The 22,418-nt window shown below is 67.4% G+C and carries 23 protein-coding genes; 21 read left to right on the top strand and 2 right to left on the bottom strand.

The window, feature by feature from the left end:
• Window positions 1-8 precede the first annotated feature (8 nt).
• Window positions 9-995, top strand: a complete 987-nt coding sequence (locus tag VGT00_10745; protein ID HEV8531884.1) for an ABC transporter ATP-binding protein — start codon at window positions 9-11, stop codon at window positions 993-995.
• Between the two features lie 7 nt (window positions 996-1,002).
• Window positions 1,003-1,962, top strand: a complete 960-nt coding sequence (locus VGT00_10750; protein ID HEV8531885.1) for an oligopeptide/dipeptide ABC transporter ATP-binding protein — start codon at window positions 1,003-1,005, stop codon at window positions 1,960-1,962.
• A gap of 283 nt (window positions 1,963-2,245) precedes the next feature.
• Here the strand turns inward: VGT00_10750 and VGT00_10755 are convergent, their stop codons facing one another.
• Complete coding sequence (locus VGT00_10755; protein HEV8531886.1) at window positions 2,246-4,537, bottom strand: DUF2339 domain-containing protein; 2,292 nt, start codon at window positions 4,535-4,537, stop codon at window positions 2,246-2,248.
• Window positions 4,538-4,655: 118 nt separating this feature from the next.
• Between VGT00_10755 and VGT00_10760 the strand changes: the two genes are divergently transcribed.
• From VGT00_10760 to VGT00_10805, 10 genes are all read left to right on the top strand, one after another.
• Entirely contained in the window at window positions 4,656-5,849 is a 1,194-nt protein-coding gene (locus VGT00_10760) for a CoA transferase (protein HEV8531887.1), read from the top strand.
• Window positions 5,833-6,627, top strand: a complete 795-nt coding sequence (locus VGT00_10765; protein HEV8531888.1) for an enoyl-CoA hydratase-related protein — start codon at window positions 5,833-5,835, stop codon at window positions 6,625-6,627. The genes VGT00_10760 and VGT00_10765 overlap by 17 nt, the downstream gene beginning before the upstream one ends.
• Window positions 6,628-6,735: 108 nt before the next feature.
• Complete coding sequence (locus tag VGT00_10770; GenBank protein ID HEV8531889.1) at window positions 6,736-7,899, top strand: acyl-CoA dehydrogenase family protein; 1,164 nt, start codon at window positions 6,736-6,738, stop codon at window positions 7,897-7,899.
• A 211-nt stretch (window positions 7,900-8,110) separates the two neighbouring features.
• Window positions 8,111-9,049, top strand: a complete 939-nt coding sequence (locus tag VGT00_10775) for an MBL fold metallo-hydrolase (GenBank protein HEV8531890.1) — start codon at window positions 8,111-8,113, stop codon at window positions 9,047-9,049.
• Window positions 9,050-9,058: 9 nt separating this feature from the next.
• A complete protein-coding gene (locus VGT00_10780; protein HEV8531891.1) occupies window positions 9,059-10,006 on the top strand; it encodes a hydroxymethylglutaryl-CoA lyase in 948 nt (315 codons plus the stop codon).
• A 158-nt stretch (window positions 10,007-10,164) separates the two neighbouring features.
• Window positions 10,165-10,686, top strand: coding sequence for a class I SAM-dependent methyltransferase (locus tag VGT00_10785; GenBank protein ID HEV8531892.1), 522 nt, complete (start codon window positions 10,165-10,167; stop codon window positions 10,684-10,686).
• 5 nt (window positions 10,687-10,691) lie between these two features.
• A complete protein-coding gene (locus VGT00_10790; GenBank protein HEV8531893.1) occupies window positions 10,692-11,195 on the top strand; it encodes a hypothetical protein in 504 nt (167 codons plus the stop codon).
• Window positions 11,196-11,204: 9 nt separating this feature from the next.
• Window positions 11,205-11,756: a DinB family protein gene (locus tag VGT00_10795; GenBank protein ID HEV8531894.1), complete on the top strand. Its 552-nt coding sequence runs from the start codon at window positions 11,205-11,207 to the stop codon at window positions 11,754-11,756.
• A 5-nt stretch (window positions 11,757-11,761) separates the two neighbouring features.
• Window positions 11,762-12,313, top strand: coding sequence for a DinB family protein (locus VGT00_10800; protein HEV8531895.1), 552 nt, complete (start codon window positions 11,762-11,764; stop codon window positions 12,311-12,313).
• Window positions 12,300-12,830, top strand: coding sequence for a GNAT family N-acetyltransferase (locus VGT00_10805; GenBank protein HEV8531896.1), 531 nt, complete (start codon window positions 12,300-12,302; stop codon window positions 12,828-12,830). Before VGT00_10800 ends, VGT00_10805 begins: the two co-directional genes overlap by 14 nt.
• Before the next feature lie 569 nt (window positions 12,831-13,399).
• Here the strand turns inward: VGT00_10805 and VGT00_10810 are convergent.
• A complete protein-coding gene (locus VGT00_10810; protein ID HEV8531897.1) occupies window positions 13,400-13,633 on the bottom strand; it encodes a hypothetical protein in 234 nt (77 codons plus the stop codon).
• Window positions 13,634-13,852: 219 nt separating this feature from the next.
• Between VGT00_10810 and VGT00_10815 the strand changes: the two genes are divergently transcribed.
• The 9 genes from VGT00_10815 (at window position 13,853) to VGT00_10855 (ending at window position 22,417) form a co-directional block, all read left to right on the top strand.
• Window positions 13,853-14,779 (top strand): ABC transporter permease, encoded by a 927-nt coding sequence (locus tag VGT00_10815; GenBank protein ID HEV8531898.1) that lies wholly within the window; start codon window positions 13,853-13,855, stop codon window positions 14,777-14,779.
• Window positions 14,776-15,603, top strand: a complete 828-nt coding sequence (locus VGT00_10820) for an ABC transporter permease (GenBank protein HEV8531899.1) — start codon at window positions 14,776-14,778, stop codon at window positions 15,601-15,603. The genes VGT00_10815 and VGT00_10820 overlap by 4 nt, the downstream gene beginning before the upstream one ends.
• A gap of 7 nt (window positions 15,604-15,610) precedes the next feature.
• Window positions 15,611-16,042: a GNAT family N-acetyltransferase gene (locus VGT00_10825; protein HEV8531900.1), complete on the top strand. Its 432-nt coding sequence runs from the start codon at window positions 15,611-15,613 to the stop codon at window positions 16,040-16,042.
• A 27-nt stretch (window positions 16,043-16,069) separates the two neighbouring features.
• On the top strand, window positions 16,070-17,596 hold the full coding sequence (locus VGT00_10830) for an ABC transporter substrate-binding protein (GenBank protein HEV8531901.1): 1,527 nt from the start codon (window positions 16,070-16,072) through the stop codon (window positions 17,594-17,596).
• Between the two features lie 27 nt (window positions 17,597-17,623).
• Window positions 17,624-18,859, top strand: coding sequence for an amidohydrolase family protein (locus tag VGT00_10835; protein ID HEV8531902.1), 1,236 nt, complete (start codon window positions 17,624-17,626; stop codon window positions 18,857-18,859).
• Window positions 18,856-19,140: an EamA family transporter gene (locus VGT00_10840; protein HEV8531903.1), complete on the top strand. Its 285-nt coding sequence runs from the start codon at window positions 18,856-18,858 to the stop codon at window positions 19,138-19,140. The genes VGT00_10835 and VGT00_10840 overlap by 4 nt, the downstream gene beginning before the upstream one ends.
• 113 nt (window positions 19,141-19,253) lie before the next feature.
• Complete coding sequence (locus VGT00_10845; GenBank protein ID HEV8531904.1) at window positions 19,254-20,567, top strand: extracellular solute-binding protein; 1,314 nt, start codon at window positions 19,254-19,256, stop codon at window positions 20,565-20,567.
• 15 nt (window positions 20,568-20,582) lie between these two features.
• A complete protein-coding gene (locus VGT00_10850; GenBank protein HEV8531905.1) occupies window positions 20,583-21,569 on the top strand; it encodes a sugar ABC transporter permease in 987 nt (328 codons plus the stop codon).
• 2 nt (window positions 21,570-21,571) lie between these two features.
• Window positions 21,572-22,417, top strand: a complete 846-nt coding sequence (locus tag VGT00_10855; protein ID HEV8531906.1) for a carbohydrate ABC transporter permease — start codon at window positions 21,572-21,574, stop codon at window positions 22,415-22,417.
• Window position 22,418 lies beyond the last annotated feature (1 nt).

The following is a 22,418-nucleotide window of genomic DNA, read 5'->3' on the forward strand; positions in this document are numbered from 1 at the left end:
CGGGCCGCATGCGGGAGTCGCCACCGTTGCTGGTGGTGGAAGATCTCAAGACGTACTTCTTCACCCGTCGTGGGATCACCAAGGCGGTGGACGGGGTCAGCTTCACCCTCGAGGCCGGGGAAACCCTCGCTCTCGTCGGGGAGTCGGGATCCGGGAAGTCCGTGACCTGCCTCTCCCTCGTGCGGCTGGTCCCCGAGCCGGCCGGCCGGGTCGTCGGAGGCCGCGTCCTGTTCCAGGGAGAAGACCTGCTGGAGAAAAGCCCCGCCGAGATGCGGCGCGTGAGGGGAAAGCAGATCGCCATGGTGCTCCAGGACCCCATGACCTCCCTCAATCCCGCCCTGACCATTGGCGGCCAGGTGAGCGAGGTCGTGCGCCTCCATCAGGGCCTGCGCGGCCCCTCGCTGCGCGAGCGGGTGCTGGACGCGCTCTCACGACTGCGCATTCCGGGTGTCGAGACAAGGCTCCGGCACTACCAGCACCAGCTGAGCGGCGGGATGCGGCAACGCGTGTCGAGCGCCATCGCCATGTCGTGCGAACCGCGCCTCCTCATCGCGGACGAGCCCACCACCGCGCTCGACGTGACCATCCAGGCCCAGTATCTCGAGCTGCTCAAGGAGGTGCAGCGCTCGACCGGCGTGGCCGTCATCCTGGTCACCCACGATTTCGGCATCGTGGCCGCCCATGCCGATCGGGTGGCCGTGATGTACGCCGGGAGGATCGTGGAGATGGGGAGCACGCTCCAGGTCTTCGACAACCCGGGGCATCCCTATACCCGGGCCCTCCTGCGCTGCCTTCCCGATGTGGAGCTGACCCGCCACGAGCTCGTCGAGATCGGCGGGCAGCCCCCTGACCTGGCGCGGCTGCCTCCCGGCTGCCCCTTCGCGCCGCGGTGCCCCGAGCGGCTGCCCATCTGCGAGGAGGCGTACCCGCCGAGCGTGCCCCTGGCCAGTGGCCATACGGCGCACTGCTGGGTGGCCGCCGGCGCTCACGCCTGAGACCGCGATGATCCTGCAAGCCATCGGGCTCAAGAAGCATTTCCCGGCCACGAGCAGCTTCCACGTGGGCAGAGCACGCGGATGGATCAAGGCGGTGGACGGGGTGAGCGTGCAGGTGGCCGAGGGCGAGACGCTCGGCATCGTCGGGGAGTCGGGATCCGGCAAGACCACCCTGGCCAAGCTCTTCCTGCTCCTGGAGCGCGCCACCGACGGTGCGCTGCTCTTCGAGGGCAAGGACGTCCGCGCCTTCACCCGCCAGGACTTCGCGCGCTATCGCCGCTCAGTGCAGGCGGTGTTTCAGGATCCGTACAGCTCCTTGAATCCCCGGATGCGGGTCGAGCACATCGTGTCCGAGCCGCTGCCTTCCGACAATGGCGCGACCCGCGCCGAGGTGGGCGAGCGCGTGAGAGAGATCCTGGAGCTGGTCGGGCTCAGGCGCGACAGCGCCACCCTCTACCCGCACGAGTTCAGCGGCGGCCAGCGCCAGCGCATCGCCATCGCCCGGGCGCTCGTGACGTATCCCAAGCTCATCGTCCTGGACGAGCCGGTGTCCGCCCTCGACGTCTCCATCCGCGCGCAGATCCTCAATCTCCTGAAGCGGCTGCAGGGGCGGCTGGGGCTCGCCTACGTCATGATCTCCCACGATCTGGCGGCCGCGCGGTACCTCTCGACCCGCCTCGCCGTCATGTACGCGGGCAAGGTCGTCGAAACGGGGGAGTGCGACGCCGTCTACACCGAGCCGCTGCATCCCTACACGCAGGCGCTTCTGTCCGCGGCCCTTCCCCTCCATCCCTCGGCGCGGCGGGAGCGGATCATCCTGGCGGGCGAAGTGCCCAATCCGGCGAATCCACCCCCCGGGTGCCGCTTTCACCCCCGCTGTCCCCGGGCCATGCCCCAGTGCGAGAGCCAGGAGCCGGAATGGCGGGAGATCAAGCCCGGCCGCTTCGCCGCGTGCCACCTGTACTGAGCTGGCCTGGACTATTCCTGAAGGAGACTCTCTCGTCGTACGGCCCCCTGATTTACTCAGCCCTCGCCTCGCGGCAGCGCCGCTCAGCTCGAAGTGCGGCCCTCTCCCCCGCGGCGGGGGAGAGGGATGAGAACACTCTCGCCATGCGGCTCTCTTCATTCTGGTCCCTCTCCCCCAGTGGGGGAGAGGGCAGGGTGAGGGGGTTAGGTGTTCGCGCATAATCCGGGCTAGCGACTCCCCGAAGGGCTTCATCCTGATCGGCATGGCTCACCGACGGCGCCGATCATCTCCTGTTCGCGTCCGCATCGACGGAAGAAGCCGTGCGACTGATCTTCTGGTACAGGAATCCGACGAGGAGGAGGACGACACCGAGCAGGAGGAAGGAGAGCATCCGGTAGAGCGTCTTGATCGAGGCGAGATCGACCACGAAGACCTTGAAGATCGTCAGGCCCAAGAGTCCGAGCGCGGCATAGCGCATGGGCGCGGAGCGGCGAACGAAGCCCCAGGCGAGCACCACGGCCGCGTACAGCGTCCAGAGCACGGAGAGGCCCACCTGCGTCTTCCAGCGTATCTCGGTCCGGAGAGCGCGCCGGGCCCCCGGCTTCGCCTCTTGCACGAGCGCGTTCTGATAACGCGTCCAGCCCTGGCTCAGCACGAAGAGCAGGACCACGCCCGCCGTGCCCGAGACGGTACGGCCCACCGTGCCGGCGTACAGGGAAGCGCCGGAGCCCGCGAGCCATCGCCCCGACAGTCCGATGACGGCACAGGCGACGATACGCATGACGAGGTAGCGGTTCACCAGGTCCTCCGCCGCGCTCTTGGCCATGCTGTCGTCCGCGCCCAGCACGCGCGCCAGCAGCATCACCGCGGCCAGCGGCACCGCGACCGCGAAGGTGGGCGAGGCGATGAGGCGTGACAGCGCGCCCAGCACCAGCACCTGGGCGGCCAGGAGTCCAGCGGGCCAGAGTCCGGGCGGCTCCCGCCACAGCAGCACCGAGAGCGTCTGGGAGGCGAGGATCCACAGCAGGCTCCGCAGCGTCTCCGGCTTCATGGTGAAGAGCTGGCCTGGACGGAGCGCCAGGGCAAGCTGTCCCGCCACGAGGGTGGCGGCGACGGTCAGCAGATGGGCGAGGAAGGTCGCGTTCCACACCGGCGGCCAGTTCGGAGAGGCCCACGTATCGCCGACCAGCACGCGCAAAGCGGCCAGGAAGAGGGCGGCCGTGCCGCCCCAGGCGGCCACGGGCGTGGCCACGCGCGGGGCGAGCCACAGCAGGACGGCGCCCTCCGCCGCCCAGGCCAGGGTGATCCACGGCCCCTTGAGAGCAAGCGGGATGGCGAGCGTCACGAAGACGCACGCCACCCCAATGAGCACGCCCACGGTCGCTTCGTCGTCGGGCACGCGGCGACGGTAGAAACCGGCGGCGAGCGTGTACACGATGGCAAGGGCCATGGCGGCCGGGGCCTCCAGGAGGGGACGCCACGCGTCGAGGGTCACGTAGACCGCCCAGAAATAGCCCGCGGCCGTGCCGGCGACGATGACGAGATCCACCTCGCGGAGGCGTCGCCCCTGGCTCCACTCGCGGGCCAGCGGCGTCACGAGGAAGAGGACGAAGAGCGCGGTGAGAAGGGCCAGACGCACCACCGGGGTCTCCGCCTCGGGCTGGCGCATGAAGGTCGGGGCCAGCAAGAGCACGGTGCCCGCCCAGGCCAGACGGTTCAGCGCGCGCCAGGTGCGGAAGCGGGCAATGGCCAGGACGAGGAAGTCGAGCACGACGAGATAGCCCATGAGCACGCGCTCGTTGGGCGCTACGCTCGCGAGCAGCACGGGAGTCAGGAGCCCGCCCAGCAGCGCGAGCACCGCCGTCACCTGGCGCTCCGAGATCACCGCCACCATTGTACCCAGCACGGTGACCACGAACATGAGCCCGAAAGCCGCCCCCACGCGCAAGAGCTCGTAGTAGGCATAGCCCGCGTAGAGAGAGAGGTAGCAGAGCCCGAGACCCAGGCCCGAGAGCCCCTCGGAGAGATAAGGGACATCCCGCCTGCGGTGGAGCACCAGACCGGCCAGCAACGACACGATGCCCGCGGCGAGCCCCAGGCCGAGCCTCGCCCGAGGGCCGATCAGGTTGTTCTCGATGGACCACTTCACCGCGAACGACGCGGCGAAGAGAATGGCGACCACGCCGATCCAGGTGGTCCAGCGCGCGCCGATCCGCTGCTCGAGATCGAGCCGCGGCACCGGCGGAGGCTCGGGTGGCGGAGCGGCATGCGCGATCGCCTCGCGTGTGGAGGTGGCCGCCGCGGCCTCGGCGCTTACAGGCGCAGGCTCGGGAGCGAACGGGGCGGGCGCTACGGGCTCGAAGGCTGATGGAGCTGACGGGACCGCCGGCGGAGGCTGAGGCTGTCCCCGCTGCTCGAGGGTCCAGACCCGATAGAGGAGGTCACGGATCCTTTCCTCGAGGGCCGCGATGCGCTCCGCCGGCGTTGGCTGACCCGGGCGGGGCCGGTACTCGCGTAGCACTTTGAGGGACACGGCCAGAGCGCCAACCGCCACGAAGAGGGCCAGTAACGCCATCTGCGAGGAGCCTACACCAGAAGTCACAGAGGCTGGGAGCTTTCCCTCTCGCCGTTAGGCGCCGGCAGCGTTTCGGCTCCTCAGTCCTTCCCCGCAACGGGCTATAATCGGAGACCCTATGGACGCTCCCCTCGCCCGTCTCCTCGTCGCCGACCTCACCCAGAACGTGGCCGGCCCCACCTGCACCCAGATCCTGGGCGATATGGGCGCGGACGTGATCAAGGTCGAGCGTCCCGGGCGCGGCGATGACGCGCGGGCCTGGGCGCCGCCCTTCTGGGGCGAGGAGAGCGCCACCTTCATGAGCTTCAATCGCAGCAAGCGGAGCCTCGCGGTAGACATGAAGGCTCCCGAGGGCCGGGCCATCCTCGAGCGGCTCATCGGTCGCGCCGACGTCCTCGTGCAGTCGCTGCGCGCGGGGGCCATCGAGGAGCTGGGGCTTGGCTGGGAGCGCGCGCACGCCCTCAATCCGCGCCTCGTCTATTGCTCGATCACGGCCTTCGGCACGGATGGCCCGCTCAGCGACCGGCCCGGGTACGACCCGCTCATGCAAGCCTATGGCGGCATCATGTCCGTCAATGGCCATGCGGGCCAGCCGCCCGCGCGCGTGCCCGTCTCCCTCGTGGACATGGGCACGGGCATGTGGGCAGCCATCGCCATCCTGGGCGCCTTGCGCGAGCGCGAGCGCACGGGCCGCGGCGCCAACGTGACGACGGCGCTCTTCGAGACGGCCCTGGCCTGGACCACTTTTCAGATGACGCACTACTTCGCCAACGGCGAGATCCCGCAGCCCCAGGGCTCCGGCACCGCGATGATCTGCCCCTACGAGGCCTTCCCGACCCGTGATGCCTGGGTCATGATCGCCGCGGCCTCCGACGCGCTCTTCGTCAAGGCGGCGGCGGCGCTCGGCGCCCCCGAGCTGCCGCGCGACGCGCGCTTCGCCGACAATCCCGCGCGCGTCGCGCATCGCGGCGAGCTCCTCGAGGCCCTCTCACGGATCACGCGCGAGCTCTCGAGCGCCGATGTCCTCGCGCGGCTCCAGGGTGCCGGCGTCCCGTGCGCGCCCATCCTCACGCTCGATCGTGTCGCCGCCGAGCCCCAGACGGAAGCGAGCGGCATGCTCATCTCCGCCAAGCATCCCCGGCTGCCGGACTACCGGACGGTCGGGCTGCCCATACGCTGGGACGGCGAGCGGCCAGGCGTGACCCGCGTGCCGCCGCTGCTCGGCGAGCACACGGCCGAGGTGCTCGGCACTCTCGGCTATGACGAGGCGGCCATCCGGTCGCTGGTGGAGCGCCATGTCGTCCAGCTATAAGACGATCAACGTCTCGGCCTCGCCCGATGGCTACGTGGTCACCGTCGAGCTCAACCGGCCCGAGGCGCTCAACGCCATGAACACGGCCATGGGCGAAGACCTGTTGCGGTGCTTCGAGGGCTTCCCGTGGGACAAGGCCGCGCGCTGCGTGGTCTTCACGGGCGCAGGCCTCAAGGCCTTCTGCGTGGGCGGTGACTTGAAAGAGCGCGAGGGCATGACCGAAGAGACCTGGCGCGCTCAGCACGCCATCTTCGAGGCGGCCGCGGCCAAGGTGCTCCACTGCCCCATACCGGTGATCGCCGCCGTCGAAGGCTTTGCCATGGGCGGCGGCTGCGAGCTGGCCGTGCTCTCCGATTTCATCGTGGCCTCGGAGACGGCCGTCTTCGCGGTGCCCGAGGTGACGCGCGGGATCTTTCCCGGCATCGGGGGGACGCAATTGCTCCCGCGCATCATCGGCGCGCCGCTCGCCAAGGAGATGATCTTCACGGGGCGCCGCGTGCCCGCGGCCGAGGCCAAGGCCATCGGCCTCGTGAATCATCTCGTGCCCGCCGGCCAGGCACGGACCAAGGCCCTGGAGATCGCCCAGGTCATCGCCGACAACGGTCCCATCGCCGTCCGCCAGGCCAAGAAGGCCGTGAGCTGGGGGAGCGAGACCGACCTCGAGACGGGCATGGCCCTGGCCATCGAGGCCTACAATGTCACCGTCACCACCGACGACAGGCTCGAGGGTGTGCGCGCGTTCAACGAGAAGCGAAAACCCAACTTCAAAGGCAAGTAGCGGACTTATCTAATATCCCTCTCCCCTCCGGGGAGAGGGCCGCAGTTCGAGCTGAGTCGCGGAGCGGCGAGGCGAGGGCTGAGATAGTGAGGGGTTCAAATGAAAGACATGAGCTTCGCGCTGACCGACGATCAGAAGGCCCTCAAGACGGCGGTCTACGACCTCTGCAAGCAGTACACGGGCGAATACTGGCGCGAGCTGGACGCCAAGCGCGAGTACCCGGACGCGTTCATCAACGATCTGACCAAGGCCGGGTACCTGGCCGTGCTGATCCCGCAGGAGTACGGCGGGGCGGGCCTCGGCGTCATGGAGGCGGCCCTCATCCTGGAAGAGATCAACCGCTCGGGGGGCAACGGCGGCGCCTGCCACGCGCAGATGTACATCATGGGCACGGTGCTGCGCCATGGCTCCGAGCAGCAGAAGCGGCAGTACCTGCCGAAGATCGCCACGGGCGAGCTGCGCTTGCAGGCCTTCGGGGTCACCGAGCCGAACGCAGGATCGGACACGACGAAGCTGCAGACCACGGCGACCAAGAAGGGCGATCGCTACGTGGTCAATGGCCAGAAGATGTTCATCTCCCGCGTGCTCCAGTCCGACCTCATGCTCCTGCTCGCCCGGACCACGCCCGTGGATCAGGTGAAGAAGAAGACGGATGGGCTCAGCGTCTTTCTCATCGACATCCGCGAGGCGAAGGGCAAGGGCCTCGACGTGCGGCCCCTCCGGATGATGATGAACCACTCGACCAACGCGCTCTTCTTCGACAACCTGGAGATCCCCGCCGACAGCCTCATCGGCCAGGAGGGGCACGGCTTCTCCTACATCCTCGACGGCATGAACGCCGAGCGCATCCTCGTGGCCTCAGACTCGCTGGGCGACGCGCGGTGGTTCATCGAGAAAGCCGTGGCTTACTCGAGCCAGCGCGTCATCTTCGGCAAACCCATCGGGGCCAACCAGGGCGTCCAGTTCCCCATCGCCAAGGCGCACATGGCCATCGAGGCCGCCGACCTCATGCGCACCAAGGCCGCCAAGCTCTTCGATGCGGACATCCCGTGCGGGCCGGAGGCGAACATGGCCAAGTACCTCGCCTCGGAGGCGGCCATCGAGGCGGGCAACGCGTGCATCGACTGCCACGGCGGCTATGGCTTCGCGGAGGAATACGACATCGAGCGCAAGTTCCGCGAGTCGCGCCTCTACCGCGCGGCCCCCATCAACAACAACCTGATCATGGCCTACGTCGGGGAGCACGTCCTCGGCATGCCCCGCTCCTACTAGCCGAGACGATGCGCGAGCTCCGTCTCCCCCTCAGCAACTCAGCCCTCCCCTCGCCGCTCTCCTCGCCTACAGCTCGTCGGCAGCGTCTCGGCTCGAACTGCGGCCCTCTCCCCCAATGGGGGAGAGGGATCCGAAAGGAAAACTGCAGCGTGACACGACTGTTCTCATCCCTCTCCCCCATTGGGGGAGAGGGTAGGGTGAGGGGGTGGCCGTGAGCCTGCCTGAAGTCGATCGGCTGTCCGTCACCACGGTGGTGGACAACTTCATCGACAACCTGCGCGCCGACGACCGGATCGCCAAGCGCTTCACCCACGCCCAGGCACGCCGCATGCCCACCTTGAGGGCCGAGCACGGCCTGGGCCACTGGGTCGAGGTGGAGCGCGGCGGCAAGAGCCGGCGCATCGCCTTCGATTTCGGGCTCACGGGCGAGAGCTACACGCACAACTTCCTCGAGCTGGGGCTCGAGGCGGGGATGGTAGACGCGGTGGCCCTGAGTCACGGGCACATGGACCACTACGGCGGCCTCGGCAGCTTCCTCAAGACCTATCGCCGGCGGATGAGGAATGACGTCGTCTTCTACGGCGGCCGCGACCACTTCCTGCCGCGCTACCACGAGCGGAACAATGAGCGTGTGTATATCGGCCGGCTCGATCGCGACGAGCTGGAGCGTTACGATCTCGAGGTGCGCGTGGTCGAGAAGCCGACGGTACTGCCGGAGGGCGTGCTCCTGAGCGGGGAGATGCACGAGACGGTACCCTTCGAGGTCATTCCTCCCTCGCTCAAGGTGGAGCGCGACGGCCAGGTCGTCCAGGACACCTTCATCGGCGAGCAGGCCCTCATCGCCAACGTCAGGAACCGGGGTCTCGTGGTCGTCACCTCGTGCTCCCACCGCGGCATCGTCGGCATCTGCCGGCACGCCGTCAAGGTCTCGGGCGTTCCCAAGGTCCATGCCGTCATCGGGGGCTTCCACCTCTCGGGACTCACGGGCGAGCGCATCACCCAGGTGGTGGACGCCTTCCGCGACCTGGGCATGGACTACCTGATCCCCCAGCACTGCACGGGGCTCGAAGCCGTCATCCAGATGGCCGTGCACCTGCCCAAGGAGCTGGTGGTAAGCTCGGTGGGAAGCACGTTCACCTTCGGGGCCTGAGGAGACGCCATGAAACTTCCCAAGCGCGTGACGATCTGCGAGGTGGGGACGCGAGACGGGTTCCAGATCGAGCCCGACTTCATTCCCACCGAGGCCAAGATCGAGGTCGTGAACAAGCTCGCGGCCACCGGCCTGCCGCGCATCGAGGTGACCTCGTTCGTCTCACCCAAGGCCGTGCCCCAGCTCAAGGACGCCGAAGCCGTGATGGCGGGAATCGCTCGGCGGCCGGGGACGCGCTACTCCGCGCTGGTCCCCAATGACAAGGGCGCCGTGCGCGCGGTCGACGCGGGGGTGGACGACATCCACACAGTGGTCTCGGCGAGCGAGAGCCACAATCTCGCCAACGTCAACATGTCGATCGCCGAGTCGCTCGTCAAGCTCAAGGCCACCGCGGAAGTGGCCCATCGCGCGGGCAAGCCCGTCTACTCCGGCATCTCCTGCTCCTTCGGCTGTCCCTTCGAGGGCGACGTGCCCGTGGCCCAGCTCGAGTCCGTGGTCGCGCGCCTCGTGGAGATGGGGGCCAAGGGCATCGGCCTCGCCGACACCACGGGCATGGCGAACCCCGCGCAGGTCGGGCGCGTGCTCGAGCACCTGATGCCGCGCTTCCCCGGCGTCGAGTGGACGCTGCACACCCACGACACGCGCGCCATGGCCATCCCGAACATCCTGGCCGCCATGGAGATCGGCGTGACCCACTTCGACGGCTCCATCGGCGGCCTGGGCGGCTGTCCCTTCGCGCCGGGGGCCTCGGGCAATGTCTGCACCGAGGACCTCGTGCACTGCCTCTGGGCCATGGGCGTGGAGACGGGCATCGATCTCGACGCGCTCATCGGCGTGTCGAAGCGGGTGCAGGAGATCGTCGGACGCGTGCTGCCCGGCCAGATCGTCAAGGCGGGCGCGTGGAGCCGGCGCTATCCCCTTCCCGACGGCGTGAAGGAGCGCCTGGCCACCAGATGACCCTCGACCACCCCTCACCCTGCCCTCTCCCCATGATGGGAGAGGGATTTTTTGGGAAGCCCTCCTCGATTCTTAGTATCCCTCTCCCCCAGTGGGGGAGGGGGGGAGGGTGAGGGGGTCGGTTCGTGAACAAGCGCGCTCAGAAAATGTTGAGGCTGATGGACCGCGCCGTCACCGAGTGGCACATCCCGGTGATCGGCAAGGAGAAGGGTCGCGTCATCCGGCGGCTCCTGGCCCGGCACAAGCCCACGCACGGCATCGAGGTGGGCTCGCTCTTCGGCTACTCGGCCATTCTCATCGCGGCCAATATGGCGCGCGGCGGGCATCTCACCTGCGTCGAGCAGAATCCCTTCCTCGCGAGCCTCGCCCAGTCCAATGCCGATCACGCGGGGCTCAAGGGCCGCGTCAAGGTCGTGGTGGGCGACGCCCTCCGCGTCCTGCCCTTCCTGCGCGGGCCCGTCGACTTCGTGCTCATCGACGCCAAGAAGGAGGACTACCTCGACTACCTCAAGGCCCTCGAGCCGCGGCTCGTCAAGAACGCGCTGGTGATCGCCGACAATACCGGGGTCTACCGCCGCGAAGTCATGCCCTACCTGACCCACGTCCGCAACGGCGCGTACGCGAGCCGGGAGCTCGATTTCGGCTTCGACTGCATGGAAGTCTCGACGTACCGCGGGTAGCCGACATGTTCGGCGAGAAACACGACCCCGAGTTCCTCAAGCATCTCTTCGACGAGACGGAGATCCTGCGCAAGCCTGTGGCGGGCATCATCGCCGGCTACCACATCCTGCCCTACATCCTCGTCGGCCCTCAGGAGGATCAGCCGAGCCGCGCCGTGGAGATCCGCGGCAAGATCAGGGTCTCCCCGCGCCTCGTGCTGGCCCCGGGACGGGCCGGGCAGACCTATGGCGAGCTCTTCCACGACGATGGGCTCATGGACGAGGCGCTGGTGGCCCGCATCTTCTCCTTCGCCTACTCCTCGCGCCACCAGGTGACCCTGGAGAGCGAGGACCTGTCGATCAAGCGGCTCGAGCGCAACCCCCAGGCCCAGATCGAGCGGGCCCTCGACGAGCTGGCCATGCGCGAGGTCATCAATACCGGCGTCATCAGGGCCCCGAGCATCCGCTTCTATCCCGTGTCCCTCGACCGCTTCATCAGCGAGATCCTCGAGCAGGAGTTCCGGCCCTAAGCGGCCGCGATGCCCACGCGAGAGGACTATCTGCGCCTGCCGCTCGAGCGGCGGCTCGCGCGCCTGGCCGGCACCGCTGACGAGCTCGCGGGGGCGATCCGCGAGCGAAGCGCCGCCCAGCTCTCCCGGCGCCCCGGCGCGACGAACTGGTCGGCCACGGAGATCATCTGCCATCTTCGCGACATCGAGGAGCTCTGCATCCTCCGCTTTCACACCATGCTCGTGATGGAAGACCCCGCCGTCTTCGTCGTGGGAGCTCCGCCCGGCGATCCCGCGCGCTGGGGTATAGCCGGCGAGGTGCCCTTCCCCCTCGATCCCCGCCGGTGGGTAGACGACCGCCAGTACTCCCGCTCCGACGCGCGCCAGGCCCTGGCCGCCTTCGGCCGCAGGCGGCGCGAGGTGCTGGCCCTGCTCCACTCGCTCACCTCCGAGCAATGGAAGCGGGGGAGCATTCATCCGGCTCATGGTCGCGTGACGTTCGAAGAATGGACGGCGGGCATGGCCGGCCACGATGACAATCACCTCGATCAGCTGGGGCGCGCTCTCGACGGGAGGGCCTGATCGGCGTGCCCACCAGGGCGGAGTACCAGGCGATGTCGATCGGGCTGCGCATGGAACGGCTCCGGCGGACGCCTGACGAGCTCGCGACGGCGATTGCGGGCAAATCCGATGCCGCCCTCGGGAGGCGGCCGGCGGAGCGGCAATGGTCGCCCACGGAGATCATCTGTCATCTTCGCGACGTGGAAGAGCTGTTCCGGATCCGCTTCCACACCATCCTCGCCCTGGACGAGCCGCAGATCCTGACGTTCAGTGCCCAACCCGCCGCCCTCGCGGTCTGGGGCATCGGCGGCCGGGTAGGGCACCCTCTCGACCCCGATCGATGGGCCGAGGAGCGCCAGTACGCGCGGAGTGATCCGAACCAGGCGCTCACCGCCTTCCGGCGTCAGCGCACGGAGACCGTTGTCCTCCTGGAGTCGCTTACCGACGCGCAGTGGCTCCGGGGCGGCATCCACCTCCGGCTCGGTCGGTTGACTCTCGGGGACTGGGCGGCGAGCCTCGCCGGGCACGACGACAATCACCTCGATCAGCTCACGCGCGCGATCGATGGCCGGGCCTGAGGGTCACCGGGTCGAGCCGCTCACGGAGGCGCAGCTGCCGTCCTGCCGAGCTGCTCTCGTCGCCCTGCTCCGCGACGTGGTGGATGGCGGCGCCTCGGTCGGCTTCCTGCCTCCCCTCGCCGAGACGGAAGCGGGCACGTACTGGGACAGCGTGGCCGGGGCGCTCCGCGGCGGCGGCCGGCGCCTCTGGATCGCGCGCGGCCCCGGAGACATCATCGGTACCGTGCAGCTCGATCTGGCGGGGCAGGTCAATGGCCGCCATCGCGCCGAGGTGATCAGGCTCATGGTCCACCGGAGGGCGCGACAGCAGGGCATCGGGCGCGCGCTCATGGAAGCCGCGGAGACCGAAGCGCGCCGTCTTGGGCGGACGACCCTGGTCCTCGACACTCGCCAGGGCGACCCATCCGAGCGGCTCTACCGTAAATTGGGCTGGCAGCTCGGCGGAACGATCCCGCGCTACGCGCGCAGCGCTGACGGCACGCTCCACACGACCGCCTTCTACTACAAGCTTCTCTAGGCGTCACCGGCGTGGGCGCCGGGTAGTCATATGCCGCCGGATCCGGCTCATCTCGGCTAGGAATTCCTCGAATGCCTCCGTCGCTCCCTCAGCGGCGCTCCACCGCCGGAGCGTTCCGAGATTCACGCGGTTCCGAGCCGCGATCCAGGCCGCAACCGTCAGGCTTTGGCGATCTCGCCAGTGATAGAAGGCAGCGAGACGGTCCCGGCACGAGTCCGTCGCAGAGAGCATCCGAATGCGACCGTGCAACGTGGACCGCACCACCGGACGAATGCGATACTCGCCTCCGATGGCAAGCGGTCCACGCGGGAATTCGATGTAGAAGCGAGCGCGCGCGTGAACATATCGGTCCTGTCTTCGGCGGAAGCCGATCGACGCCATCGCGAAGTCCATCTCTGCCCGCGTGGAAGGGCCAATCACGATGAAATCCAGGTCTTTCGAATGATAGGCGCCCGCCGCGTAGAGAGCAGCGCAGGCGCCCCCCGTCAAGACCGCAGGGATGCCTCGACGCCGAAGGGCGCCCGAAGCAGCGGCGGCGACGGCACCGAGGCTTGATCGTTCCGACAGCGTCACAGGGGTTTGCCGGTGCGGCGCGGCCGACGTCGAAGAGCCGCGACGCGCTGTTGAAGCTTCAGTTCAGGCTCCGTAAGACGGCGCAGAAAGAGTTTCAGAGGATCCCGGGCGAAATACCGGGGATCCAGCTGGAATACCCGGGTTCGCCCCACGAGCCGCCCCGCGACGATCCCGTCTAGTTCGAGGCTCTCCAATGCCTTCTGCACGCCGGACAGGGGGGCGTCGAGCACGCGTGCAAGCTCCCGCGGATAACTCTCGCCAAGCAGTGAGAGGGTCAAAAGCACGCGCGTACGCGTGGCGCTCCCGAATGGACTCGAGGTCGTTGAGACCATGATTAGAGGTCATATGACCATATATAGTGGTCATGCGTCAAATCCGTATGCAGAGGTGGGATCCGCCCGCTCAAGGTCAACGATCCATGGCTCGGCTACATCGGGTACACTCCTCGCGTGCGCGCGTATCTCGTCTCGCGGCTCGCTCAGACCGCGCTCGTGGTCTTCCTCTCGCTGACCGCCGTCTTCTTCCTGGTGCGGCTGAGCGGCGACCCCGTCCTCCTTTTTCTTCCCATGGACATCCAGGCCAAGGACATCAACGAATTCCGCCAGCGCCTCGGCTTCAACGATCCGCTGCCCGTGCAGTACGGCCGCTTCCTCTCGGGAGCCGTCCGAGGCGATTTCGGCGAGTCGCTGCGCTACCGACGCGATGCCATGAGCCTCGTCCTGGAAAGGCTGCCCGCTACCCTCGAGCTGGGACTGGCCGCCCTTGTCCTCGCCTTTTCCCTCTCCATTCCCATCGGCATCCTGTCGGCCACGCATCGCGGCACCCTGGTGGACTATCTCGGGATGGGCGGCGCGGTGCTGGGACAGGCCATTCCCGGGTTCTGGCTCGGGCTCATGCTGATCTATCTCTTTTCCGTGCGTCTCCACTGGCTGCCCACGGGCGGCATGGGTGGGCCCACACACTTCGTCATGCCGTGCATCGTCCTCGCCTCCTTCTATGCCGCGCGCATGGCGCGGCTCACGCGCTCGTCCGTCCTCGATATTCTCGGCGCCGAGTTCGTGCTGACGGCGCGCGCGAAAGGTCTGGCCGAGCGGATCGTGATCGCCAAGCACGCGCTGAAGAACGCCGCCATTCCCATCGTGACGCTGGCCGGTCTCGAGACGGGCCAGCTCCTGGGCGGCGCCGTCATCACGGAGACCATCTTCGCCTGGCCCGGGCTCGGGCGACTCACCGTGCAGGCGCTCCTCAATCGCGACTTCCCCGTCGTGCTCGCGGCCGTCTTCGTTTTCTCCGTCACCTATACTTTGATTAATCTCGTGGTTGATCTGCTCTACGGTTGGTTGGACCCGCGTACACGGCGCGAAGTCACGGCATGAGCGCCGCCGCGATCAGGCGGAACGGCCTTGGCGTCATTGGACTGGTCCTGGCCGCCCTCGCGGTGCTGGCCGCGCTCGCCGCGCCGATCCTGGCTCCGCACAATCCCTTCATCGGCGACATGACCCAGGGACTGCGTCCGCCGGGCACCCCCGGGCATCCCCTGGGCACCGATCAGCTCGGGCGTGACACGCTCTCGCGCGTGCTCTACGGCGCCCGCGTGGCGCTCTTCATCGGCCTCTGCACGGTGCTGGTGACGGCCATCGTGGGCGGGCTCCTGGGACTCCTCGCGGGTTTCTTCGGCGGCTGGTCGGGCCAGGTCCTCATGCGGTTCTGTGATGTCCAGCTCTCCTTCCCGTTCATCCTGCTCGCTCTGACCATCAATGCCATCGTGGGCCTGGGCCTGCGCAACATCATCATCAGTTTGTCAGCGGCGGGCTGGGTCGTGTATGCTCGCGTCGTCCGCGGGGAGGTCCTGTCGGTGAAACAGCGCGATTTCGTCCAGGCCGCGGCCGCCCTCGGCACGAGCCGGGCGCGCATCCTGTTCCGCCACATCCTCCCCAACGTCGCGCCGTCCATCATCATCGTGGCGAGCTTGCAGTTCTCGCAATTCATCGTGGCGGAGGCCGCCATCTCGTTCCTTGGATTCGGGGTGCAGCCGCCCACGCCGGCCTGGGGGAGCATGCTGTCGGAGAGCCGCGACTTTCTCTACATCGCCTGGTGGCTGGCCGCCTTTCCCGGGGCCGCCCTGGCCCTGACCGCGCTCGGCGTCAACCTGGTGGGCGACTGGCTCCGTGACGTCCTCGATCCGAAGTTCCGGGTCTAGCACCGCGATGGCGGACGTCGCCACCTTCAGAAGAGGCCGGCGCGAGGACATCGAGATCGTGCTCGAGCTCTGGATCCAGGCCGGCGCCACGCCGAAGCTGACCGATACGTCGGAAGATCTGGCGCGCCTCCTGGGCCAGCCGCAGGCCATGCTCCTCCTGGCGGAGGTCGACGGCCACGTGGTCGGCACGGTGATCGGCGGCTGGGACGGCTGGCGCGGTAATATCTATCGGCTCGCGGTGCTGCCGGAGTATCGGCGCCGAGGTATCGCCGCCGCCCTCATGCGCGAGGTGGACACGGCACTCGCAGACCTGGGTGTGCGCCGAATCACGGCCCTGGTCGAGCACGATCACCCATGGGCGGTCGGCTTCTGGAACGCGCTCGAGCGCGCCGGCTACCGGCACGACCCCACGATGACGCGATACGTGAAGACGTTCTAGAGCCACAGTCACAAGGAGGATGCGCAAGTGCTATTCCTGAATTTGTTTGCCGCCGGGCTCGCTCTCCTGGCCGCGGCCACGCCGGCCCTCGCCCAGGATCGAATGAAAGCTGAAGAAGTCATCGTGGCCTTCGCCGCGGAGCCTCGGACGCTCCTGCCCAACACCATCGTGGACTGGACGACCAACAACATGGTCGAGCACATGTACGACCGGCTCGTCGACCGCGATCCGAAGAGCTACAAGCCCATCCCCATGCTGGCCACGTCGTGGAAGGTGGTGGACAACACCACGTGGGAGTTCTCGTTGCGCAAGGGCGTGAAGTTCCACAACGGCGAGGAGTTCACCGCCGAGTGCGTGAAGGCGACCGTCGCCTACCTGAAGGATCCGAACATCAAGTCGCACTATCTCCCGCGCTGGACCCTCCTGAAGGAGGTTCAGGTCGTGGACCCTCACACGGTCCGCTTCATCACGGAGAAGCCATGGCCCGGGCTCATCGACCGCATCTCTCTCGGCGATGTCCTCATGATGCCGGCCAAGGCCCTCAAGGAGCAGGGTGCCCCGGGTCTGCTCGCCAAGCCCGTGGGCACCGGGCCCTTCAAGTTCTCGCAGTGGGTGCGCGACGAGAAGCTGGTGGTGACGCGCAACGACGACTACTGGAAGGGCAAGCCCGAGTTCAAGAAAATTACCTTCCGCTTCATCCCCGAGTTCAGCGCGCGCCTGGCCGCCCTTCTGGCCGGAGAGATCGACATCATGAAGGACGTGCCCCCGCACGCCGTGGACCTCGTCAACGCCAGCGGCAAGGCGACGGTGCGGGCCACCGTCTCCTCGCGCATCAATTACCTGGCCCTCGTCAATCTCAAGCAGGGTCCGATGCAGGACCTGAAAGTGCGCAAGGCCATCGCGCAGGCCGTGAACGTGGACGAGCTGATCCAGAACGTGCTGCGGGGACGCGCGAGCAAGCTGTGCGGGCCGCTCTCGCCCATCAACGTCGACTACTCGCCCAAGGTCCCGTGCCTCAAGTACGATCCCAAGCAGGCTCAGGCTCTCTTCAAGGAGGCCGGCATCGACCCGAAGACGCTGACCCTCACCCTGGACACGCCTTCGGGGCGCTACCCACTCGACAAGGACATCTCCCAGGCCATCGCCGCCCAGCTCGGCCGGCTCGGCATCACCGTCAACGTCGTGGTCAACGAGTGGGGGACGCATCTCGACAAGATCAAGAACCGGACGACCGGGGACATGTTCTTCCTCGGCTGGGGTCCGGCCCTGGACGCCCAGAACACCATCGAGCAGCTCTTCCAGGGCTCCATGACCTACTCGTCCTATGGCGGCAACAAGGCGCTGGAGGACAAGATCCAGACCGCCGTCACCATCGTGGACCCGCAGAAGCGCCTGGCTGCCTGGGCCGAGCTCCAGCAGCTCGTCGCCGCCGAGGTGCCGTGGGTCTTCCTCTGGCAGCAGCACGACCTCTACGGCGTGGCCAACTGGGTGGAGTGGCAGCCCCGGGCCGACGAGAAGGTGTGGATGTTCGAGGCGAGGGTCGCGAAGAAGTAAGGAGACGGGTCAAGAGGAGATAGGCTCATGGCCATCACGGTGCTGCGGAACGCTTTCCTGATCGACTGCACGGGCAAGGAGCCCGCCGACGGCGCCGCCGTCGTCATCGAGGGCGAGCGGATCAAGGACGTCATCCGCTCGGGCAAGGTCGGCCCCTTGAAGGGCAAGGTCACCACGCTCGACCTCAAGGGTCGGACGCTCATGCCCGGCTTGACCGACGCGCACGTTCACGTGTGCGCCGTCGAGGGCAATATCACGGACCAGCACCGCTTCCTGCCCCCGAGCCTGGTGGTGGCCAAGGCCATCCGTCGCATGGAGCAGGCGCTCCTGCAGGGCTTCACCACGGTGCGGGATGCGGGCGGGGCCGACTACGGCTTTCGCGAGGCGGTAGCCCAAGGCATTCATCCGGGTCCGCGCATGCTCATCTCGGGCCAGTACCTCTCGCAGACGGGCGGGCATGGCGACAAGCGACGACGCGCGGAGTGGCACGAGCCCATCGACTGCTGCACGGGCATGATCGGGCTCATCGCCGACGGCCCGGATCAAGTCCGCAAGGCCGCCCGGGAGAACCTGCGTCACGACGTCGACCAGGTCAAGATCATGGCCTCGGGCGGCGCCATGTCCCCGGGCGACGAGCTCGACACCACGCAGTACACCATCGAGGAGATGCGCGCGGCCGTCGAGGAGGCGGAGGCGGTGGGCAAGTACGTGCTGGCCCATGCCTACTCCGGCAAGGCGGTGCGCGCCGCCGTCAAGGCGGGGGTCCGCTGCATCGAGCACGGCAACCTGATCGATGCTCAGGCCGCGCAGGAGATCAAGAAGGCGGGGGCCTTCCTGGTGCCGACCATGGTCACTTACGAGGCCATCTGGCGCGAGGGCAAGAGCTACGGCATCGGCGAGCACCAGATCCAGAAGATCAACATGGCCCGCGAGAAGAGCGTGGAGGGACTGACTTACGCCTACAAGGCCGGCTGCAAGATCGGCTCGGGCTCGGATCTGCTCGGCGACATGCAGGCCCACCGCACCACGGAGCTCGAGCTCAAGGGCCAGGTGATGAAGCCCATGGAGGTCTTGCTCTCGGCCACGCGGGTGAATGCGGAGATCTTCCGCATGGAGAGCCAGATCGGCTCCGTGGAGCCCGGGAAATATGCCGACCTCATCGTGGTCAAGGGCAACCCGCTCAAGGACCTGCGCGTGTTCCAGAACCAGGAGAACCTTCACCTCATCATGAAGGGCGGCCAGGCGTACAAGCACACTCTGTGAGGTCGGCCTCGGGCGCCGCCGCCGCCGTCCTCCTGCTCGTCATCCTGCTCTGGGCGTCGAACTCCATCATGGCCAAGATCGTCCTGCGCGAGATCGATCCCCTCACCCTGACCTGGCTGCGCTTCCTGATCGCCGGGGGCTTCTATCTCCCCTACGCGGTGCTGACGCGCGCGGAGCGGGCCCGAGCCCGGATCCGGGATGATGAGCTCTGGTCAGGATGCTCGACTGAAGCACAACGTGAGCACAAGGCCCTTGACATGGCCAACAAGGCGGTGCTGTGATCTCCTATCTCTCGTGGAGTTCGGGCGTGGTCCCCAATTGGGGACACACCTTGTCGCTCGGACCGCAACGGCGCGGCGCGCTACCGGATGATCCGGGGCGCAGGGAGCCATCCATGGCAATGCATGAGGGTCAGGGGAGCATCGAGCGGCGGGCGTTTCTGAGGGTGGCCGGCGCGGCGACAGGGGCCGCCGTCACCGGCGGGATCCCGGCCATCGTCGGCGCCCAGAAGGCGCCCAGCTTCCCGAAGGGGACAAAGCTCAGCATCCTGGAGTGGGTGAGCTTCGTTCCGGCCTCCGACGTCGAGTTCAAGCGGCTCGCGGCGGAGTTCGGGAAGCTGGCCGGGGTCGACGTCACCGTCGATCAGATCAACATGAACGACCTGAATCCCCGGATCACCTCGGCCATCGAGACCAAGGCCGGACCGGACATCATCATGATGATCTCCAACTGGCCGCACCTCTACGCCGACGGCCTCGCCGACGTGGACGACGTGGCCGAGGAGATCGCCCAGCGGGACGGCGCCTACTACGAGCACAACAAGAAGGTCAGCGTCGTCGGCAATCGCTGGAAGGCGGTGCCGCTCTGCTCCGTGCCCTCGACCTGGGCGTACCGCGAGGACTGGTTCAAGGAAGCCGGCGCCGGCAAGTGGCCGGACACCTGGGACGAGCTCCGCAAGGTCGGGATCGAGCTCAAGAAGAAGAACCGGCCCATGGGCCAGGCCTTCGGCCACAGCCTGGGCGATCCCAACAACTGGGCCTACTCGGTGACCTGGGGCTTCGGGGGCGCCGAGGTCGACCAGAGCGGGAAGGTCGTCATCAACAGCAAGGAGACGCTCGAGGCCGTGAAGTTCACCGTCGCCTTCTGGAAGGACTGCCTCGACGAGGGGGGCCTAGCCTGGGACGACAGCAGCAATAACCGCGCCTACCTGGCCGGGACGATCTCGGCCACGATCAACGGGGCGAGCATCTACTTCGTGGCCAAGCGGCAGTTCCCCGACATCGCCAAGGTCACCAACCATGGTCACATGCCGAAGGGGCCGGGGGGACGCTTCTACAGCATCGGCGGCCAGGGGCGCGCCATCATGAAGTACTCCAAGAACCAGCAGGCGGCGAAGGAGTTCCTGCGCTGGTTCATGGACCGGCCGCAGTACGACAAGTGGATGGCGGCAAACGACGGCTACGTCGTCGGCCCGACCCCTTACTGGGAGAAGCATCCCCTGTGGGAGCGGGACCCCAAGCTCGTCCCCTTCAAGGAGGCCTCCAAGTTCGGTCGCTGGCCCGGCTACCCCGGGGCGCCCAGCCGTAAGGCGTCCGAGGCTCTCGTCAAGTACATCCTCGTGGACATGTACGCCCAGGCCATCAAGGGCATGAAGCCCGAGGACGCGGTGAAGTGGGCCGAAGGGGAGTTGAAGAAGGCCTACGCGTAGTGGCGTGGGAGCGCCATGGCTGACCAACGCATCGAGCCGATCCTGGCGGAAAGCGCGAGACCGACCGCGGTCGCCATCCCTGCGCCCGTGGCCGTGTCGGTCCCGGGGTTCCGTCGCCCGAGGCGGCTGGGCCAGCTCCTCGAGCGACAGGACATCCTGGCCGTCGTCCTCCTCGCGCCCACCCTCACGATCCTGACCCTCTTCATCGCCTACCCGTTCGTCCTCGGCATCTGGCTGGCGGTCAGCGACAAGGTGGTCGGGCGACCCGGCGCCTTCGTCGGGCTCGAGAATTTCCGCGTGAACCTGAACGACTCGATCTTTCTCCGCGCGTTCCAGAACACGTTCGTCTACACCTTCATCGCCACCGCCCTCAAGCTGGCCCTGGGCATGCTGGCCGCGCTGCTCCTGAACCACCACTTCCGGTTCAAGCGGATCGTGCGGGCGTCCATGCTTCTCCCCTGGATTGTCCCCACCGTTCTGAGCACGCTCGCCTGGCAGTGGATGTTCGACGCGACGTTCAGCGTGTTCAACTGGATGCTCATGAACGCGGGGCTGATCTCGAAGCGGATCCTGTGGCTGGGCGACGGCACGCTGGCCATGGGCTGTCTCATCGCGGTGAACGTCTGGCGAGGCATGCCGTTCTTCGCCATCACCCTCCTGGCCGGTCTCCAGACCGTCAACCCCGACCTGCACGAGGCGGCGGAGATCGACGGGGCCAACGCCTGGCAGAGGTACTGGCGGGTCACCCTTCCCCTGATCAAGCCGATCATGCTCGTGGTCGTCCTCTTCTCGATGATCGCGACCTTCGCCGACTTCCAGCTCATCTACGTCCTCACCCGCGGCGGACCCTATAGCAGCACGCATGTGTTCGGGACGTACGCCTACGAGATCGCCATGCGGGCGGCCAAGCTCGGGCAGGGCGCCTCGATCTCGCTCTCCCTCTTCCCCTTCCTCCTCGCCGTCATCGTGTTCCAGCTCTGGTACATCCGGCGGAGCGACTGACCATGGCCGTCCGGTACGGGAGCCCTCTCAAGCGCGCGGCCACCTTCTACGTCCCTCTGGGGCTGATGGTCGGGGCGACGCTGTTCCCGTTCTACTGGATGGTGATCACCTCCGTTCGGCCCGACAATGAGCTGTACAACGTGCAGATGAATCCCTTCTTCACCCTCCACCCGACCTTCAAGCACTTTCAGGACCTGTTCGCGCTGACCATGTTCGCTCGCTGGGCCTGGAACACCATTTTCATCGCGACGGTGTCGACGGGGATCTCGCTCTTCTGTGGCCTGCTCGCCGGCTACGCCCTGGCGCGCCTGGAGTTCCGCTGGGCCGCGCCCCTCGGGACGCTGATCTTCGTCACCTACCTGGTGCCGCCCACGCTGCTCTTCATCCCGCTGGGCGACGTGGTCCAGACCTTCGGGATCGGCGACACGCCCTGGGCCGTGATCCTTACCTACCCGACCTTCCTGATCCCGTTCTGCACCTGGCTCTTGATGGGGTACTTCAAGACCATTCCTCGAGAGATCGAAGACTGCGCGCGGATCGACGGGGCGAGCCGGATTCAGGCCATGATCCGCATCACCTTCCCGCTCGCCGTTCCCGGGATCCTCTCGGCGGGGATCTTCGCCTTCACCCTGTCCTGGAACGAGTTCCTCTACGCCCTCGTCTTCCTCTCCTCTCCCCAGCAGAAGACGATCCCCATCGGGGTCTTCACCGAGCTGGTGCGCGGTGACGTCTTCTACTGGGGGCCGCTCATGGCCGGCGCCCTCCTCGGCTCGATCCCCGTCGCCCTCGTCTACTCCTTCTTCGTCGAGCACTACGTCACGGCCCTCACCGGCGCCGTCAAGGGGTAAA

The organism is Candidatus Methylomirabilota bacterium (assembly GCA_036002485.1).
In the GTDB taxonomy this organism is placed as follows: domain Bacteria; phylum Methylomirabilota; class Methylomirabilia; order Rokubacteriales; family CSP1-6; genus AR37.